We start from the raw sequence: 17,250 nt of genomic DNA, 5'->3' as shown, positions 1-17,250 counted from the left end.
TCCCCCTCATCCTCTCATCAATAATGTTTACTCCTGCAATGGCTTTTTTTGGATTTCCACCTGCTTGATTCTGCGATTCTGAACACTTATTACCCTAATTTTTGCATCGTCAAATTCAATTATATCATCTTTTAGGGGTACTCTACCTAATAAATTAAAAACAAATCCTCCAATGGATTCATATTCATCTTCCGGAAGAGATATCCCCAGTACTTCATTGATTTCCTCAATAGAAGCTTTCGAGCTTACAATGAGAGAATTCTCATTCATTTGTTCTATGAGATCCAACTCATCATCATATTCATCCAAGATTTCTCCTACAATCTCCTCTAATATATCTTCTATGGTTACTAAGCCTAAGGTTCCCCCATATTCGTCTAGTACAATGGCGATATGAACCTTTTCTTTTTGCATCTCTCTTAACAAGTCACTGACTTTTTTACTCTCTGGTACATAGTAAGCAGCCCGAATAATTTTTTTAATATCAAAATCCTTATTACTTCCCGGCTGCCTGGCATAAGCCAATAAGTCTTTTGCATATAAAATTCCTACCACATTGTCTATGGTATCCTTAATCACAGGAATTCTTGAATAACCAAAATCAATAACAACATTGAGAGATTCTTCCAGGCTGGAATCCTCTTCTAAATATACCATGTCGATCCTCGGAACCATCACCTCTGTAGCCTCGATATCCCCAATAGCGAAAATGCTGTTGATCATTTCCTTTTCCTTGCTTTCAATAATTCCCGCTTCCTCACCTACATCTACTAAAGTTTTGATTTCATCCTCCGATACCAGAGACTTATTCTGATTTATATTGCCTCCCAATAAACGAATCGTTACACTGGTAATCCCGTTAAGAATCTGCAGTACAGGATAAAGTATATAAGATAGTATTTCAATAGGTCTTCCAAGTCTAACAGCCACAGCTTCCGGATAGTAGGAAGAAAAAGTTTTAGGTGTAATTTCCCCAAATATCAATATCATAAAGGTCATCATTACAGTAACTAAAAATGTAACATTCTTTCCTGAGAAATATTTAAAGGTCAACTCCGTAGCAATCGCCGTTGCTGCTATATTTACGATATTATTACCAATAAGTATGGTAGCCAATATCTTATGGGATTTTTCCATTAACCTTTCAATAATGACAGCCTGATGTACTCCCCGATTTTTCAGCTGCTTTACTTTAATTACACTCATTGAGGTTAAAGATGTTTCAGCACTTGAAAATAGTGCAGAAAACATCAGCAAGATCAAAAGTGCCAGGAATCTTAACCAATCCTCATTTGCAAACAAAATAATTCCTCCTAGTACTATATTAGCACAATGATAGCAGAGAGCTTTATAGATGATTTTAAAATTATACTATAACTTATATATTTACCAAAAATGAAGAATTGTACAATGAAAGTACATAGTTTTTGTGTCATAAAAAGGAAGTAGCATTTACTACTCCCCTTTATTGTATCATCTGAAAAATCATTAAGGTGATAAACACGCCGAGAAGAGCACCTATGATTACTTGAAACAAGCTGTGAATCCTGGTCTCAAACCTGCTTTCTGCTACCAGCAGGGCCATGATAAAGCATAGTGTAATAATGAATGTATTCTCGGAAATCCACGCGACAGAAGTCAATATGGAAAAAGCGATCGCTGTATGACCACTTGGCATTCCGCCCCGAAACGGAGTTCCCCCCCCTAAAAAGGCCTTTAAGCTGATGACGATTAAACCAACAATGATAAAGCTGATAAAGGTTATATGCATAGGCACATGTCTAACCTTATGCAAAACAATCTCTGTTACTTGATCTAATTTATTAAAGAAAATAACATAAGCCACAATGATTGCATTCAGTGCGGCGATAAAAACTGCACCAGCAGCCACATTTTTAGCTATCTTGGCAAGCTCATGATATTGATTGGTAATTAAATCTATGGTTGCTTCAATGGACGTATTGATCATTTCTGCAATAATTACGAGAGCAATCGTGAAAAACAATATCAGCATTTCTAATTTTGAGATATCGAAAAAAAGACTTAAAAAGAGTACCAAGATTGCTGCAGTGAAATGGATTCTCATGTTTCTCTGAGTTTTTAGCGTATACAGAATGCCATCTATTGCAAAATTGAAGCTATCTAACAATTTTCTTACTTTCATTCCATTTCCTCTCTTACTCCCTTATTATACCCAAAGCCTGTAAAACTTTTTCTTCCTTTCCTCTCATCTTTTTGGTATTTTCTTCAGTATCGTGATCATAGCCCAATAAGTGATATATGCTGTGTATTGTTAAATATGCCATCTCCCGCTCAAAGGAATGACCATACTCAATCGCCTGCTCTCGGGCTTTTTCTATGGAAATCACAACATCCCCAAGACACACTAGCTGTTCCAAATCTGAAAAATCCTCGTATTGTGGAAAGGATAAAACATCTGTGGGTTTATCTACTCCCCTATAGATGCGGTTGAGCCGATGAATCTCTTCATTGTCAACAAAGGATATACTTATTTCCGCCTGAGGATTTACGCCTTCCTGATCTAACGTAAAGGAAACTATTTTCTCTAAAAATTCCTCCAATGCTTCTGATAATGCGATCTCCTCCTGCCGATGATCAAAATAAATATTCATATTTACTTGGCAACCTCCACTTCTTTTCTATTGATTTCAGGATACTCGATTCTTTCGTGGAATATGCCCATTAATACAGTTTGAAAAGATTGGGCAATTTTATCTAAATCTCTCAGTGTGAGGGGACATGCATCCAATTGATGATCATCCAGCTTATCTTTAATAATCTTATCAATCAATATTTTAATCTTTTCACCTGTTGCATCAGACATACTTCTTACTGCCGCCTCAACAGAGTCAGCCAACATAAGAATCGCTGCTTCCTTGGTTTGTGGTTTTACACCATCATAGCGGAAGCTTTCTTCCTCCACGTTCTCTTGTTCTTCATCGGTCACAGCCTTATGATAAAAATACTTTACAAGAGTGCTGCCGTGATGCTGCTCAATCATTTCAATGATCTCTGACGGTAAATTATATTTTCGTGCAATTTCGACCCCGTCCTTAACATGACTTGTAATAATCAATGTGCTCAGACTGGGTGTAAGCTTATCGTGAGGATTTTCGCTGGTTAATTGATTTTCCTTGAAAAAATAAGGCCGTTTCAGCTTTCCGATATCATGATAATAAGCACTGACTCGTGTCATTAATCCATTGGCCCCAATGGCATCGGCCGCAGCCTCACTGAGATTTCCTACAATGATGCTGTGGTGGTAGGTGCCAGGTGCTTCTAACAGGAGCTTTTTTAAAGCCGGCTGATTCGGGTTAGATAACTCCAAAAGCTTTAGAGGTGTTAATATATGAAATACTGATTCCCACAAGGGAAGAGTACCGATCGTAAGGATTGCACAAAAAATACCATTTAGAATTCCATAGAAGCTTTCCATCAATAACTTAGACATTTCCGTATTATTGATGAGACCAATACTAAAAATTACGATCATATTGCTAAGACTTACCATCAGACCAGCAAAAAAGATATTGGACCGTTGATGTGTATGGCTAACGGAGAAGGCACCTACGGTCCCGGCAAGCAGGGCACTGATCAGGAACCCCCAATTGTTTCCCGTAATAAGCCCTAATAAAACTGTAAGCACCAAATTTACTAAGATCGCAAATCTCGTATCAATCAAAATACCCAATAGCATGGCAGAAGCTGCAATAGGCACTAGATATGCTGAAATGATGTACATGGTTTTAGCAATCAAATAGGTCGATAGAAATATAATGAGTATCAAATATAGCTTTGACTGTGTTTGGAAAATATCTTTATGGAAGGCAAATAAATAGGAAATCAATAGAACCTGGCTGAGCATAACCAAAAGTCCGATTCCTGTATATAAAGGGAAATCCTTTTTACCATCCTCTTTGGTTAGTCCAGCCTCTTTCAGCAGATCATACTTGTCCTCCGTAATAATATCCCCGCTGCTTGCAATAATACTGTCTCTGCGAATAATTACTTTTTCTACATTTTTCTTCGCTTCCTCTATTTTTTGCTGCGTCGTTTCAATATCTAGAAACCGGTTAGCTTGAATAGAAGAATTGACGATATAAATACCTATCCGACGAATAGGCTCTCTAAATTCCTTAATGCTCATAAAATAGTTGGTAATATTGATTCTCTCTTTTTCAATCTCTTCGCTCTTGATACCCGTTGACATTACCTGGGTAATCACTTCGTAGATATAGCTTTCCATGCTCTTTAGCTCTTGCTCTGAGGCATTAAGCATGATAATCAGCTGTTCATCTTCCAGTTCAAGGACATTATCTTCCTTCAACAGTGCAAGCTTTTCATCTTCAGTGATCTCAGGAAGTCCTCTTACCTGATACAAATGCACAAAATATCTTTCTACTTTTTTCTTAATATCGATTTGAATCGTCGGATCAATTTTTTCTCTTGGCTCTACTGATTCAATCGCCTTTTTCATTAGTTTTTCAGTAGCAGCCTTATCTTCAATATCTCTAGGAGCTCTAAGGTCTGCAGGCGCTTTTTGGCCAGGTTGTAATTCATATTTTTCCGGTGAGAGGGAGGAGATTGTACTTAAAAAAACAACTAAAAAGAAAATCCCTGTTAATAGACTATAACTCATCCATTTTTTTCCGAGAAAACGAACCAAAAAGCTCTGTTTCATTTTTTCTTTGATATGCTTTAGAAAAAACATCTTATCTCCCCCTATACTCACTACCTTGTCCTATGTTTGATTTCTCTAGGCTTGCTCTCCTTGCGTTTTTCATATTTGTCATAAGCCCTGACAATTCTCTGCACCAGCTCATGTCTTACTACATCACTTTCATTTAAAAATACAAATTCAATCCCTTTCACATCCGTCAGCACTTCCACCGCCTGTTTTAAGCCTGATTCCTTCCCTTTTGGCAAGTCAATTTGTGTAATATCTCCGGTAACAATAGCCTTAGACCCAAATCCCAGCCTTGTCAAAAACATTTTCATTTGCTCTCGCGTTGTATTTTGTGCTTCATCTAATATGATAAAGGAGTCATCCAAGGTTCTTCCCCGCATATATGCCAGAGGTGCTACCTCAATCATACCTCTTTCCCTATACTTTAGGAAAGCTTCACCTCCTAAAATATCGTAGAGGGCATCGTAGAGGGGTCTTAAATATGGATCTACCTTTTCCTGCAAATCTCCAGGCAGAAAGCCTAAGCTTTCCCCAGCTTCTACCGCTGGTCTTGTTAGAATAATTCGGCTCACGTCCTTGTTTTTGAAGGCGTTTACCGCCATTGCCATAGCTAGGTAGGTCTTACCTGTCCCAGCCGGACCGATGCCAAAAACAATATCATTTGTCTTAATGGCCTGGGTATATTTCTTTTGTCCCAAAGTTTTAGGCTTGATTTGTTTTCCTTTTGCACTGATGCAAATTACACCCTCTAACAGCTGCTCTATTTGATCTTCCTTTTTCTCCTCAAATAATGTAATCGCATAATTTATTTTTTGATGATCCAGTGTTTCGCCTGACTGAAGCATCTTAATAAGCTTATTGATAACCTTTTCAACAGTCTCTACGGCTAAAGGAGCACCTATGATGACAATCTCTCCTTGCCTGGATACAATATCTACATGAAATCTATCCTCAATAATCTTTATATTGGCATCATAACTGCCAAACAGCTCTTTCGTATAATCCATCTCATCCATTTTAATGCGTCTTTCCATTGTCTGTTGTTCCAAACAGCATCCTCCTTAGCATGAAAATTTATTACTTTTTATTATTTGTCTACCATAATTTCCGCTGTACTCCGATCTCTTCCAAAGTCTCTATCATCATTTTAGCTTTGATTTTACTATTTTGTTCCTCGTATTCCAGGATTTGATTTAGGATTGGGATATCCTCAGGAATTTTATTCAGTATTTTTACCAAAATTTTCTCCCTTAATGCCTGTTTCACGATTTCCTTATCGATTACTTCAACTTCATTAAAAACCTCATAATACTCCTCAAATATAATTTCGACAGGCAATTGAATATTCCTCCAACTTGGCAGGCTTTTCTTTCTTGTATCCAACAGGTAGTTTTCAAAAGGAATGGGCTTATTGCTTAGTATTAGTTCATTAGTATAAAGGCGAAAGATTTTTCTTTTAAAAACATTCCCTGTTCTGATTTTTCTTGTAACCACCGTATCCATTTCATCTGTTTCTTCATAATAAGTTCTAGCATATACTTCCCCTAGAGCATGCACATATCTAATCTCCTGACCTTCCTTTGCTATAATTCCGGATATCAGTGTGTCCCCTTCTTTAACAATATCTCCTTTTTTTGCCTTGCCTTCACCGATTTTGGCGATCACTTTTTCTATCACACCATTTTTTCTTGCCACAATATTGCAAGGCATGTTTAGGGCAATGATGGGCGGGGGACTTACTTTTTCTACGATCTGTACGATCGCCTTTGTTCCTTTCATCTCAATTCCAACCCATGCCAGTTTATCCATATGTACCATCATTCCGTTTTCTATGTTTTCAAGATCTAACTGATGTTTATATGCCCCTACACGGAGCCCCATTTTATCTAGATAAGTCTCAATCTCTCTCCTTGATATGGTCTCCCTACCTAAAATTTCAATATCCCATACAAAGGAGCTGGCTGCAAAAATTAAAAACAGAGAAAGAACAGCTCCTAGAAACATCATTCTTCGGGTCTTAATTTTGTGCATAAAAAAAGGATATCCGATTTTCTCATAAATCCTTATCCTGCAGCCAGACTTTTTGATGACAGAACGCAGATTTTTGTACGATCTTAATCCCGTTTTGGCTTCTAGTGTAGTATAGTCAAGACGCACAATATCCCAAATATAAATGCCCCGGGCGATTGCATAGTTTATAAATTTTTCTAGAGAAAGACCTTCTATTCTGATTACGACATATCCTCTAAAGAAATTCCATAGCCTTCCAAATGACAATAGACTCTCCCCCTTACATCATAAATTCTATACTTTCAAAACTGCCGCAAACAACGATTTCTTCCGCTGCAATGTTTTTTATCATAAGTTCCTTGCCTGTAATTCTTAGTATGCCACTTTTCGTTTTAATTCGAATTCTCGTTTTAGAGTATTCTACAATCCCTTTGTGGTTTTCAATATATATCTGTAAGTTTCCAATCAGTGTAATTCTGGGAAGATCTAATACAATATCCTTTGGAAGTTCCAGTAGTTCTGAAATGCTTTCCTTGATTGCCGCAGTCCTGCTTTGCATGAAACAATCCCCCCTTATCTATATACAGTTTATGCAAGGGATTTTTTCCATAGTACAGGATTTTCAGAGGCTAAATAAAGCAAAGAGACCGAAAGCTCATGTCCTTCGGTCCCTTCTATTTATCTTTTTAATACTTTCGGCTTTCCCAATACCTCTGATAAAATAATACCTCTTACTAATTCCTGCTTACGGATAGGTGTATGTTTACTGCCTATTTCGTCTTTATAGATATGATCTCCAATTTCCCCCTTTATCTGAGCTCCTGGAGTTTCTATTACCTTGCGGAACTTTTCCTTCTCTGCTCCAATATATTGCTCCGCTGCAGTTTCATTTTCCAACTCCCTCTCAGTCTTATGGAGCTGCCCTTTGTTATGGCGAGAAATTTTTTTCCCTTCCATCATCTCATCAATAGCTGTGTTGATTTCTCTTCGTAGCATTTCACCAATACTCTTAAAATCTTTACCTATTGCTGGTTTTCTCATCTTCTGCTCAACAGGCCTCGGGTAGGTTTCCGGTGCTAAGGTACCTTTCTCAGCCGGCTTATTTTTCTGAGCCGTTTTTTTTGTTTTGTTTATGGCTAGGAGAACAAAAATTATAAATGGTAGGATATTCCCTAAGAACTCCACGATATCACATCCTTTTGATTGGCAAAATCAATATTTACGTCTATTTTTTGCCTGACCCAGTGGGATCGTCCTCTTTGCCCATTTTTGAGATTGATTTTCTCATATCAGTATCTGCATTGATATTCTGCAGATTATAATAATCCATAACGCCAATTTTGCCTTCCCGCAGTGCTTGTGCCATAGCCTTTGGTATCTCCGCTTCAGCTTCCACAACCTTTGCACGCATTTCTTGTACAGAAGCTATCATTTCCTGTTCTTTGGCAACGGCCATGGCTCTTCTTTCTTCAGCTTTAGCCTGGGCTATTCGCTTATCGGCTTCTGCCTGATCCGTCTGCAGCTGTGCTCCAATATTTCTGCCTACGTCTACATCGGCAATATCTATGGATAGGATTTCGAAGGCTGTTCCTGCATCTAGTCCTTTTGCCAATACGGTTCTTGAGATCATATCAGGATTTTCTAAAACTGCTTTGTGGCTGTTTGCAGAGCCGACAGTTGTAACGATACCTTCTCCAACCCTAGCGATAATTGTTTCCTCACCTGCACCACCTACCAACCGCTCAATGTTGGCCCTTACAGTTACTCTTGCTCTTGCTACAACTTCTATACCATCTTTAGCTACTGCTGAAATCTTCGGCGTTTCAATTACCTTTGGATTTACACTTACTTGAACAGCACTTAATACCTCACGTCCAGCTAAGTCAATCGCAGCAGCCCTCTCAAATTCGAGGGCTATTTCAGCTCTTTGTGCAGCGATAAGAGCATCCACAACACTATTTACATTACCACCAGCCAGGTAATGAGCTTCTAATTTATCAATATTAAGATTCAAACCCGCTTTTGTTGCTTTTATCAAAGGGTTAACGATTCTTGAAGGTGCAACTCTTCTAAATCTCATTCCAATTAAGGTAAAGATTCCAATTTTTACACCTGAAAAATATGCTGTAATCCACAAACCAACTGGTACAAAGCTAAAAAGTATTCCCAATACAACCAAAACAACAATCATCATAATACCTAATACTACAATCTCCATGCCTATACCCTCCTAATCAATTTTGTTTACAACGATCCTTCTTCCCTCGACCTTGATAACTTTTACTTTTGCTCCCTGCTCAATAAACGCACCATCTGCAGTCACATCATATTTGATCCCATTAATCTCTACTGTTCCAGAAGGCCTTAACAGGGTTGCTGCAACGCCTTCAGCCCCTAGCAGATCTTCTCTGGTAATATTAGAAGAGAAGCCCCCATCCTTATTAAGCTCGGTTCCTAATATGATCCTATCGAAATATTTGTTCCGCGGAGCATACTTTAATAGCAGTATTGCAACAATCACCGTCATGACGAAGGCAATAAAAAGTGAGGTCAATCCTAGGGCAATAGAATCCGATGCTAAAATAATGCTTAAGATAATGCAAACCACACCGCCAATTCCCGGAGCACCAAAACCGGGAATCATCGCTTCGATGAGCAATAAGACAATTCCTGTAACAAATAATGCAATGACTGCTAATCCCGCGTTACCCGCCAATACGCTTCCTCCAAAAAATATGACGAAGCCAATGAGACTCACGGTTCCTCCAAAACCAAAACCTGGCGTCAGCACTTCTATTACCAATCCAATAAAGGCTACGCTTAGAATGATCGGTAAGACCACTGAGCTTGTTACTGCCTGGGCAACCCTTATCTTATAATCCTGTTGTACGGGGATGATTTCATCGTAGTCAATTTGAAAAAAAGATAATATCTCATCATAATCATTTGATGTAAAATCTGTAAATCCAAGATTTTCTGCTTCCTTCGTCGTTAAGTTCAGCAGTTCCCCTTCTTGTACAATGAATTTGTCAGGATCATTTGGATCAGGAATAGCAATCCTCCTGTCTGCCATCGATTCCACCAGCCTGGCGTCTCTTCCCCTGCGTTCGGCTGTTGTCCTCAATTCTCCCCGCCAATAAGATATATTTTTCTCATTGTAGGGAATCGTTTCTGCAGATCCGATGGTCGCCCCTGGTGCCATGACTATATTTTCGGCAGAAATTGTAATTAAAACACCGGCAGATTCAGCCTTGTTATTTACAAGGGCAATAGTCTGCAAGGGTGTTGTAAAGATTAAATCTCTAATCTTAGTAGCTTGATCCACCCTTCCGCCTAATGTATCAATTTCAAATAGGATGGCTACAGAGTTTGGATCAGCTTCTGCTCTTGCGATACTGCTCTTTATAAACTGGGTAGTGGCAGGACCGATCTCTCCTTTAACCGGTATAACATATACAGTAGCACCTTCTGCAGCCTTCCCTTGTCCATAGGGCAGTATCGTCAATAATACTAGAAGAAGCAGCAGTATTTTTCCCTTTTGTCTTAGCAAATGATTCACCTCCTCTATATATTAGTATAATACACTTTCTCCAGTTATTTAAAACACTTTCTTATTTTACTAAAAAATTTTCAAAAAAATAATCAGTCTATCCTATTAGATAGACTGATTTGACCATTCCTTTATCCTATTCACTTAGCTCTATATGGGCAATCACAGGAAAATGATCGGATATATCTGTATCCAGTACCTCGTAGTGCATGGTTTTAAAGTCTTGTGTCGTAAGAATATAATCAATCCTGGATTTAAAGACAATACCATCATAAGTATGCTGATGCTGATTTTCAAAAACTTCTGCAGCATCTATTAAATACTTCTTAAAATCATAGAAATCAATGCTGCTGTCAGTAGTATTAAAATCCCCTACTAAAACCACCCGCTTTCCTAAGAACCGTACAAACTGATCAATAGCGTGCATTTGCTTTTTTCTTTCTTCTCGATTTAGGCCCAAATGGGTAACTAAAAATCTGATTTCTTCTCCGTTTACACGGATCTTACTCATCAGCAATCCCCTTTTTTCTCTTCTGTTTCCCGGTAAAGTAACATTCTCAAAATCCTCGATCGGATATTTGCTGAGAATTGCATTGCCGTACTCTGCTCCAAGAATTCTGATGTTGGGCCCATAAACATAATACATATCCAGTTCTACTGACAGCTTTTTTATCTGATCCTCAAATCGGGAACGATACACATTTCTATCGACTTCCTGAAGACCCACGATATCTATTTCATGGTCTCTTATGGTTTTTATGACATCATTGATATTATATGCTCCAAACCTGCTTCTACCATGATGAATATTAAAGCTCATTACCTTGAGTCGATTCATCTCCTCCACTTGCGTACCCTTGCTTTCCTGTAGTATCATTGCTGCTTCAGCAGCAGCTTCAATCACTTCTAAATCCCTTAACCGGAAAATTTCTTCCCTCTGTGTCCCGGGAAATAGTTTAAAATGAATTTGTTTTTTGCCACTTAGTACCCCTGTATTCAGCAAAAATACATTTTTTGTACTCTCATCCGATTTTTCAACTGTATGATAGTTTAGATGAATCCCCGCTAAAAATCTACTCTCCATATGATAGATTTCCAAATAAATGCTCTCAATATTCGTAGGTGTGTATATTTTAATTAAAGAATGATCACCGTCGCCCTGAATAACTCTCATCTCTATTTCCTCTTCAGAAAATACAGTAGCCGAAAAGGAGAATCCTAGCAGAAACAACAATGCCAATATCAGAACTGCAGCAATTTTTTTCATCGAGATCCCCCTTTTTGAAATATTCTGACTATATTATACCATATTCCCTCCCCCTTTGTTTAGTTGATAATTTTTACAAATCGAAAAGCATTCTTGTACAGGCAGCAAAACATTTACAATAAAAAAAAGACCCTTCGGTCTTTTTTTTTTATTGTAAATGTTTTTTAACCACTTGATTTACCAGTTTTCCATCAGCACGCCCCTTTACCTTAGGCATGAGAGCAGCCATAACCTTTCCCATATCCTTGGTAGTGGTTGCACCGGTCTCATTGAGTACCTGAATAACAATCTCCGAGATTTCTTCTTCTGTTAGCTGCTTTGGTAAGTAGGTCAGCAAAACTTCAATTTCTGCTTTTGCTTCATTGACCAGGTCTTCTCTTCCACCTTTAGAAAACTCTTCAATAGCGTCCTTTTTCTGCTTCACCTGCTTGGACATAATTTCCAAAACAGCATCATCATCAAGTTCTACTCTATGATCAACTTCATACTGTTTAATCGAAGCTCTCACCAATGTGATAACAGACTTTTTCAGTTGGTCTTTCTCTTTCATGGCTATTTTTAGATCTTCCATTAACTTATCTTTGAGGGACATGATTTCACCTCTTTTAGAAATTTCTTAGCGTTTTTTCTTCTCGCCGCCTCTGCTTTTTTCTTACGTCTTACACTTGGCTTCTCATAATGCTCTCTTTTTCTAACCTCTGATAAAACACCAGCTTTGGCACATGAACGCTTAAATCTACGAAGAGCACTCTCAAGAGTTTCATTTTCCCCAACTTTAATTTGTGACATATAATTCTCCCTCCCTCCGCTAGCAATCTTGTGCTGTATCTATAGCAAAATACACAACTATAGAGATCGAAAATGTGTATAATACTATGTCATTATACATTAAATTTGTTATTTCTGCAACTTTTTTTTAACCTGGAGGCCATTTCATTTGACGTCCACCCAATAAGTGAAAATGTAAGTGATGAACTGTCTGTCCCCCGGCATCGCCGCAGTTATTTACAATTCGATACCCATCCCTATTGATATTCAAGTCCTCTGCAATTCTCTTTATAATCAGGTGAATGTGTCCCAAAAGATCCCGGTGAGCTTCTCCTACATCATCAATAGAAGCAATATGTTCCTTGGGAATGATGAGTATATGGACCGGAGCAGCAGGACTTATATCATAGAAAGCCAACACCCTCTCATCCTCATACACAATCTTTGCTGGAATCTCCTTGGAATTAATTTTACAAAAAATACAGTCAGACACGCGGTTCACCTCCTTCAATAAGCTTTCTCATAGGTTCAAATACATATTCAACAGAAATAGAAAAAATCCTGCTTTTCTTATCTATAAGCTCTCTTTTTCGCCAACAAAGGAACCTCTTAAGCCATCTCCCATTACCTCTGTGAGTAAAACTGACTTTATCTTGCCTTCGGGACTTTCTTCAAATTTACAAAATACACGGATATAATTCTCTGTCAGCCCTTCATAATATTCCTCATATTCATGACTTGCTACCTCAAAAAGTACCTGTCGCCGTGTATTTATGAATCTTTCATTATATTTCCGAGCATCCTCAGAAGCTAATGCTATCAGCTTCTCACTTCTCTGATTTTTTACTTCTGCCCTAACCTGCTGTTTATATTTTGCAGCTGGAGTTCCCTTCCTTGGAGAATATTTAAACACATGAATTTGACTAAAAGAGATTTCTTTTACAAATTCATAGGTTTTTTCAAATTCTTCCCCTGTCTCCCCAGGAAAACCAACCATAACATCAGTGGTTATGGAGACATCGGGAAGGTGTTTCCTAAGAAGTGCTACTTTTTCTCTATACTCTGCGGTTGTATATTTTCGGTTCATACGCTTTAACGTCTCATCACAGCCGCTTTGCAGTGAAAGATGAAAATGTGGACACATTTTGCGAAGCTTTGAAATTTCTATCACAAAATCTTCACTGATTAAAGTAGGTTCCAGGGAGCTTAACCGTATCCGTTCAATACCTTCAATAGGGTGAATGGCCTTGAGCACCTCCAGCAGAGATCCCTCGTCCAAATCCTTTCCATAGGAAGCTACATGGATACCCGTTAATACTACTTCCTTAAAACCATTCTCTGCTAATCTGTGAACCTCCTTAACAATATCCTCAGGTTTTCTGCTTCGGATAGGCCCTCTGGCGTAGGGTATGATGCAATAGGTGCAATACTGGTTACAGCCTTCCTGTATCTTTAAAAATGCCCGGGTCTTGCCCTTAATTTCACCAATCGTCATTTCTTCAAATTCTCGAATCTGCATAATATCTTTTACTGCATAGATTCTTTCATTGGCATCCCGAAATTTCTCAACATATTCTACAATCATGTTTCGATCATTGGTACCTAATATAATATTTACACCCTCAATGTTTGAAACTTCCTCAGGTGCAGTCTGGGAATAACACCCAACTACAGCGATAATTGCATTGGGATTCTCTTTTTTTGCTCTACGAATAAGCTGTCGTGATTTTCTATCTCCCAAACTAGTCACCGTACAGGTATTGATCACATAGACATCGGCACCTGTCTCATTGTCTACCACCTGATAACCAGCCTTTTCAAACAATTCCCCCATAGCTTCCGTCTCATATTGGTTTACTTTGCACCCGAGAGTATAAAATGCTACTTTTTTCACCTATATACCTCCTAAATCCCCTAGTTCATACATGAGGGTACTTAACACCACGAATCCGGCAGTCTCTGTCCGGAGGATTCTTTTTCCAAGGGTTATGGGCACGCTTCCAAATTCTTTGGCTTTTTCGATCTCCGCCTCTTCAAAACCGCCTTCCGGACCAATAATTACTGCGATTTTTCTTTGTCCTATTTTGTTTTTTAATAAAGACTTTAACCCAATCCTGGTTTCTTTTTCATAGGGAATAATGGCAAAATCAAATGCAGCCAATGTCTCTTCCAAATCTGAAAATTCTATAGGCTGTCCAACATTCGGTATGACGCCTCTTTTAGACTGCTTTGCGGCCTCTTGGGCTATTTTTTGCCATCGTTCTATTTTTTTTATTTCATCTTTTCTATCTTTTAACTGAACTACCGTACGGCTTGTATTCAATGGAATGATGCTGTGAATGCCTAATTCTGTACATTTCTGTATGATCATCTCCATTTTAGCACCCTTTGGAATCCCCTGAAAAAGCGTCACTTCTATAGGGGGTTCTGTATCAGAAATCTTCTTTTCCTGTATTTTCACTTCTACTTTCCCTTTAGAGATAGTTGAAATCTCTCCTATGTAGATCCCATTTTCTCCATCACAGATCTCAATAATATCTTTTTCCGCAAGTCTAAGAACCTTCCCTATATGTTTGACGTCCTCGGGATCATCTATAAAAATCCGCTGTTGATCTTCTATGATATTTTTTCTGTCTGCGAAAAATCTATTCATCCTTCTGATCACCTTCTGGTTTTGACACAATTGCAGCCCATTCTCCCATTGTTTCAATCTGTACAATTTCAAATCTGTTTTTTCTTAATGCCGCCGTAACTTCCTCAATCTTATCCAATATGATTCCTGAAGCAATAAATATGCTTTCCTCCTTTAGGAATTGTCGGAGTTCATCGGCCAGGATAATGATTACGTCCGCAATGATATTGGCTACGATGACATCGGCTCTCTCATGTAAGGTATCCAGCAGATTTCCATGTCGAATCTCTACTTGTTCTGTTACATGATTGTCTTCAACATTTTTTCTTGATACCTTTACTGCAACCTCGTCCAAATCGATGCCTACAATTTTTTTAGCTCCCAGCTTTGCGGCAGTAATGGACAGTATGCCGCTGCCACAGCCGATATCAAAGACAAGACTCTCAGGAGTCACATATTTTTCTAGATTTTGAACACACATCATTGTGGTCTCATGAGTTCCGGTTCCAAAGGCCATGCCAGGATCAAGTTCTACGATAATCTCTTCTGCTTGAGGTGTGTAAGGCTCCCAGGTAGGTTTAATGACAATCTTACTGCCAATCTTCTTTGGTTTATAATATTTTTTCCATGCATTTGCCCAGTCTTCTTCATAGACTTCAGTAGTTGTCACCTCTCCAAGGCCTTTATCCAGATTATATTGGGGAATCATTTCCACACTTTGCCTTATCCATTCAATTTTGTCAATAAGATCTTCACTTTCAGGAAGATACCCTTTAACAATTGCACCCTCCAATACATTTTGCAGCAGTGACTCGTCTACATAGTCCCAGTCCCCTGCATCCTTTTCTTTAAAGATAGGATCACTAGGGTCCTCAATGACAACGCCGCCCACGCCAACATCATATAGAATGTTTGACACAGCTTCGACTGCCTCCGTGGTTGTCTTAATTTTTACCTCAATCCATTTCATTACCATACCCTCCGTAGCTTTGACCTTTTTATCCCATATATTATACCCTAACCTAATAAAATTTACCAGTATATTCGCAATCTCTCACTACTAGTAAGCACCCAGTTATAACTGGGTGCTTTTAAACTATATGCCGAAAACATCCTTTACCTTATCAAAAAATGTTTTTCTTTGCTCGTGTACATCCTCGCCCATTTCATCGGCGAATCGCTTTAACAGCTCTTTCTGCTTATCATTTAGCTTTTTCGGTATCTCCACGATTACTTTAACATAGTGATCTCCTCTGCCATAACCTCGCAAACTTGGGATACCCTTTCCTTTCATCCTAAAAATCGTACCGCTTTGTGTTCCTTCCGGTATTTTGTATTTAATCTTCCCATCTAATGTAGGTACAACTAATTCATCTCCTAAGGCTGCCTGAACAAAAGTAATCGGCATCTCACAGATTACATCATTACCATCTCTTTGAAAGATTTCGTGAGGTTTCACCCGCAGTACAATATAGAGGTCTCCCGTTGGGCCACCCTTGATACCTGGTTCACCTTGACCCCTCAGTGGTATAACTGAACCCGTATCCACTCCTGCAGGTATTTTTATGTGAATTTTCTTGTCCTTCATTACCTTTCCTGTACCGCTACAATCCTTACAGGGGGTTTCGATAATACTCCCCTCTCCATGACAGACATCACAGGTTTTTACATTGACAAACTGTCCCAAGGGTGTTCTTTGGGCATAACGAACTTCACCGGACCCATTACATTTTGAACAGGTCTTTTTGGAAGTGCCCGGCTTAGCACCTGTACCCCCGCAAGTACCACAACTCTCATGCCGAGATACATTAATGTCCTTTTCTACCCCAAAAGCAGCCTCCTCAAAGGTAATGCCCAATTCATATTTTAAATCAGCACCCTTCTGAGGTCCATTTCTCCTACGACCACCTGAAAAACCTCCACCACCGAACATATCAAAAATATCCCCGAAAATATCGTCAAATCCACCGTATCCTGAGAAGCCCTCAAAACCGCCATCACCATTGCCGCCTACTCCCGCATGCCCAAATTGGTCATACCTTGATCTTTTATTGGCATCACTCAATACTTCATAGGCTTCATTAATTTCTTTAAATTTCTCTTCCGCTTCTTTATTGCCTGGATTCTTATCTGGGTGATATTGCATCGCCAGCTTTCTATAGGCCTTTTTAACAGCCTGTTCATTTGCACCTTTTTCCAGGCCCAAGACCTCATAGTAGTCTCTTTTTGCCATTCTTTTCACCGCCTTTCCAGTCAAGATTCGCGTAAAGTTGCATACCTTATCTATTATAAGAAATCCTTGGATAATATGCAAC

General features: G+C 38.8%; 18 protein-coding genes. All 18 read right to left on the bottom strand.

Annotated elements, in window-relative coordinates; translation table 11 throughout:
* Positions 1-27 precede the first annotated feature (27 nt).
* Positions 28-1,302, bottom strand: a complete 1,275-nt coding sequence (locus BUB56_RS10590; protein WP_110941293.1) for a hemolysin family protein — start codon at positions 1,300-1,302, stop codon at positions 28-30.
* Positions 1,303-1,465: 163 nt separating this feature from the next.
* Positions 1,466-2,164, bottom strand: coding sequence for a diacylglycerol kinase (locus tag BUB56_RS10585; RefSeq protein ID WP_110941292.1), 699 nt, complete (start codon positions 2,162-2,164; stop codon positions 1,466-1,468).
* Positions 2,165-2,177: 13 nt separating this feature from the next.
* Positions 2,178-2,633: an rRNA maturation RNase YbeY gene (gene ybeY, locus BUB56_RS10580; protein WP_110941291.1), complete on the bottom strand. Its 456-nt coding sequence runs from the start codon at positions 2,631-2,633 to the stop codon at positions 2,178-2,180.
* Between the two features lie 2 nt (positions 2,634-2,635).
* Positions 2,636-4,732: an HD family phosphohydrolase gene (locus BUB56_RS10575; protein ID WP_110941290.1), complete on the bottom strand. Its 2,097-nt coding sequence runs from the start codon at positions 4,730-4,732 to the stop codon at positions 2,636-2,638.
* Positions 4,733-4,752: 20 nt separating this feature from the next.
* Positions 4,753-5,742: a PhoH family protein gene (locus BUB56_RS10570; protein ID WP_110941314.1), complete on the bottom strand. Its 990-nt coding sequence runs from the start codon at positions 5,740-5,742 to the stop codon at positions 4,753-4,755.
* A 61-nt stretch (positions 5,743-5,803) separates the two neighbouring features.
* A complete protein-coding gene (yqfD, locus tag BUB56_RS10565; RefSeq protein ID WP_110941289.1) occupies positions 5,804-6,985 on the bottom strand; it encodes a sporulation protein YqfD in 1,182 nt (393 codons plus the stop codon).
* Between the two features lie 13 nt (positions 6,986-6,998).
* Positions 6,999-7,277 carry a sporulation protein YqfC gene (gene yqfC / locus BUB56_RS10560; RefSeq protein ID WP_110941288.1) on the bottom strand — a complete coding sequence of 93 codons (279 nt, stop codon included), beginning with the start codon at positions 7,275-7,277 and terminating at the stop codon, positions 6,999-7,001.
* A gap of 119 nt (positions 7,278-7,396) precedes the next feature.
* Positions 7,397-7,903, bottom strand: coding sequence for a hypothetical protein (locus BUB56_RS10555; RefSeq protein ID WP_110941287.1), 507 nt, complete (start codon positions 7,901-7,903; stop codon positions 7,397-7,399).
* Between the two features lie 40 nt (positions 7,904-7,943).
* Complete coding sequence (gene floA, locus BUB56_RS10550) at positions 7,944-8,936, bottom strand: flotillin-like protein FloA (protein WP_110941286.1); 993 nt, start codon at positions 8,934-8,936, stop codon at positions 7,944-7,946.
* 12 nt (positions 8,937-8,948) lie between these two features.
* Entirely contained in the window at positions 8,949-10,268 is a 1,320-nt protein-coding gene (locus BUB56_RS10545; protein WP_110941285.1) for an NfeD family protein, read from the bottom strand.
* Positions 10,269-10,404: 136 nt separating this feature from the next.
* Entirely contained in the window at positions 10,405-11,535 is a 1,131-nt protein-coding gene (locus tag BUB56_RS10540) for an endonuclease/exonuclease/phosphatase family protein (RefSeq protein ID WP_110941284.1), read from the bottom strand.
* A gap of 148 nt (positions 11,536-11,683) precedes the next feature.
* Positions 11,684-12,127 (bottom strand): GatB/YqeY domain-containing protein, encoded by a 444-nt coding sequence (locus tag BUB56_RS10535; RefSeq protein ID WP_110941283.1) that lies wholly within the window; start codon positions 12,125-12,127, stop codon positions 11,684-11,686.
* Positions 12,106-12,324, bottom strand: a complete 219-nt coding sequence (gene rpsU / locus BUB56_RS10530) for a 30S ribosomal protein S21 (protein WP_110941282.1) — start codon at positions 12,322-12,324, stop codon at positions 12,106-12,108. The genes BUB56_RS10535 and rpsU overlap by 22 nt, the downstream gene beginning before the upstream one ends.
* Before the next feature lie 127 nt (positions 12,325-12,451).
* Positions 12,452-12,796 carry a histidine triad nucleotide-binding protein gene (locus BUB56_RS10525; RefSeq protein ID WP_110941281.1) on the bottom strand — a complete coding sequence of 115 codons (345 nt, stop codon included), beginning with the start codon at positions 12,794-12,796 and terminating at the stop codon, positions 12,452-12,454.
* 81 nt (positions 12,797-12,877) lie between these two features.
* Positions 12,878-14,197 (bottom strand): tRNA (N(6)-L-threonylcarbamoyladenosine(37)-C(2))-methylthiotransferase MtaB, encoded by a 1,320-nt coding sequence (gene mtaB, locus BUB56_RS10520; protein ID WP_110941280.1) that lies wholly within the window; start codon positions 14,195-14,197, stop codon positions 12,878-12,880.
* Complete coding sequence (locus BUB56_RS10515) at positions 14,198-14,956, bottom strand: 16S rRNA (uracil(1498)-N(3))-methyltransferase (protein WP_110941279.1); 759 nt, start codon at positions 14,954-14,956, stop codon at positions 14,198-14,200.
* Positions 14,949-15,905, bottom strand: a complete 957-nt coding sequence (gene prmA / locus BUB56_RS10510) for a 50S ribosomal protein L11 methyltransferase (protein ID WP_110941278.1) — start codon at positions 15,903-15,905, stop codon at positions 14,949-14,951. The genes BUB56_RS10515 and prmA overlap by 8 nt, the downstream gene beginning before the upstream one ends.
* Positions 15,906-16,031: 126 nt before the next feature.
* Entirely contained in the window at positions 16,032-17,168 is a 1,137-nt protein-coding gene (gene dnaJ, locus BUB56_RS10505) for a molecular chaperone DnaJ (protein WP_110941277.1), read from the bottom strand.
* Positions 17,169-17,250: the final 82 nt, after the last annotated feature.

The sequence above is a fragment of the Geosporobacter subterraneus DSM 17957 genome, assembly GCF_900142145.1.
GTDB classification, from domain to species: Bacteria; Bacillota; Clostridia; order Peptostreptococcales; family Thermotaleaceae; genus Geosporobacter; species Geosporobacter subterraneus.
Note: the sequence above shows the minus strand (reverse complement) of the source record. Positions and strands in the feature narration are given on the sequence as shown.

Bases quoted from the DNA above. Each gene is read 5' to 3' on its own strand.
- BUB56_RS10540 (WP_110941284.1), bottom strand. From the start codon at position 11,535: ATGAAAAAAATTGCTGCAGTTCTGATATTGGCATTGTTGTTTCTGCTA.
- dnaJ (WP_110941277.1), bottom strand. From the start codon at position 17,168: ATGGCAAAAAGAGACTACTATGAGGTCTTGGGCCTGGAAAAAGGTGCA.
- prmA (WP_110941278.1), bottom strand. From the start codon at position 15,905: ATGAAATGGATTGAGGTAAAAATTAAGACAACCACGGAGGCAGTCGAA.
- floA (WP_110941286.1), bottom strand. From the start codon at position 8,936: ATGGAGATTGTAGTATTAGGTATTATGATGATTGTTGTTTTGGTTGTA.
- BUB56_RS10535 (WP_110941283.1), bottom strand. From the start codon at position 12,127: ATGTCCCTCAAAGATAAGTTAATGGAAGATCTAAAAATAGCCATGAAA.
- yqfC (WP_110941288.1), bottom strand. From the start codon at position 7,277: ATGCAAAGCAGGACTGCGGCAATCAAGGAAAGCATTTCAGAACTACTG.
- ybeY (WP_110941291.1), bottom strand. From the start codon at position 2,633: ATGAATATTTATTTTGATCATCGGCAGGAGGAGATCGCATTATCAGAA.
- rpsU (WP_110941282.1), bottom strand. From the start codon at position 12,324: ATGTCACAAATTAAAGTTGGGGAAAATGAAACTCTTGAGAGTGCTCTT.
- BUB56_RS10575 (WP_110941290.1), bottom strand. From the start codon at position 4,732: ATGTTTTTTCTAAAGCATATCAAAGAAAAAATGAAACAGAGCTTTTTG.
- BUB56_RS10570 (WP_110941314.1), bottom strand. From the start codon at position 5,742: ATGGAAAGACGCATTAAAATGGATGAGATGGATTATACGAAAGAGCTG.
- BUB56_RS10515 (WP_110941279.1), bottom strand. From the start codon at position 14,956: ATGAATAGATTTTTCGCAGACAGAAAAAATATCATAGAAGATCAACAG.
- BUB56_RS10585 (WP_110941292.1), bottom strand. From the start codon at position 2,164: ATGAAAGTAAGAAAATTGTTAGATAGCTTCAATTTTGCAATAGATGGC.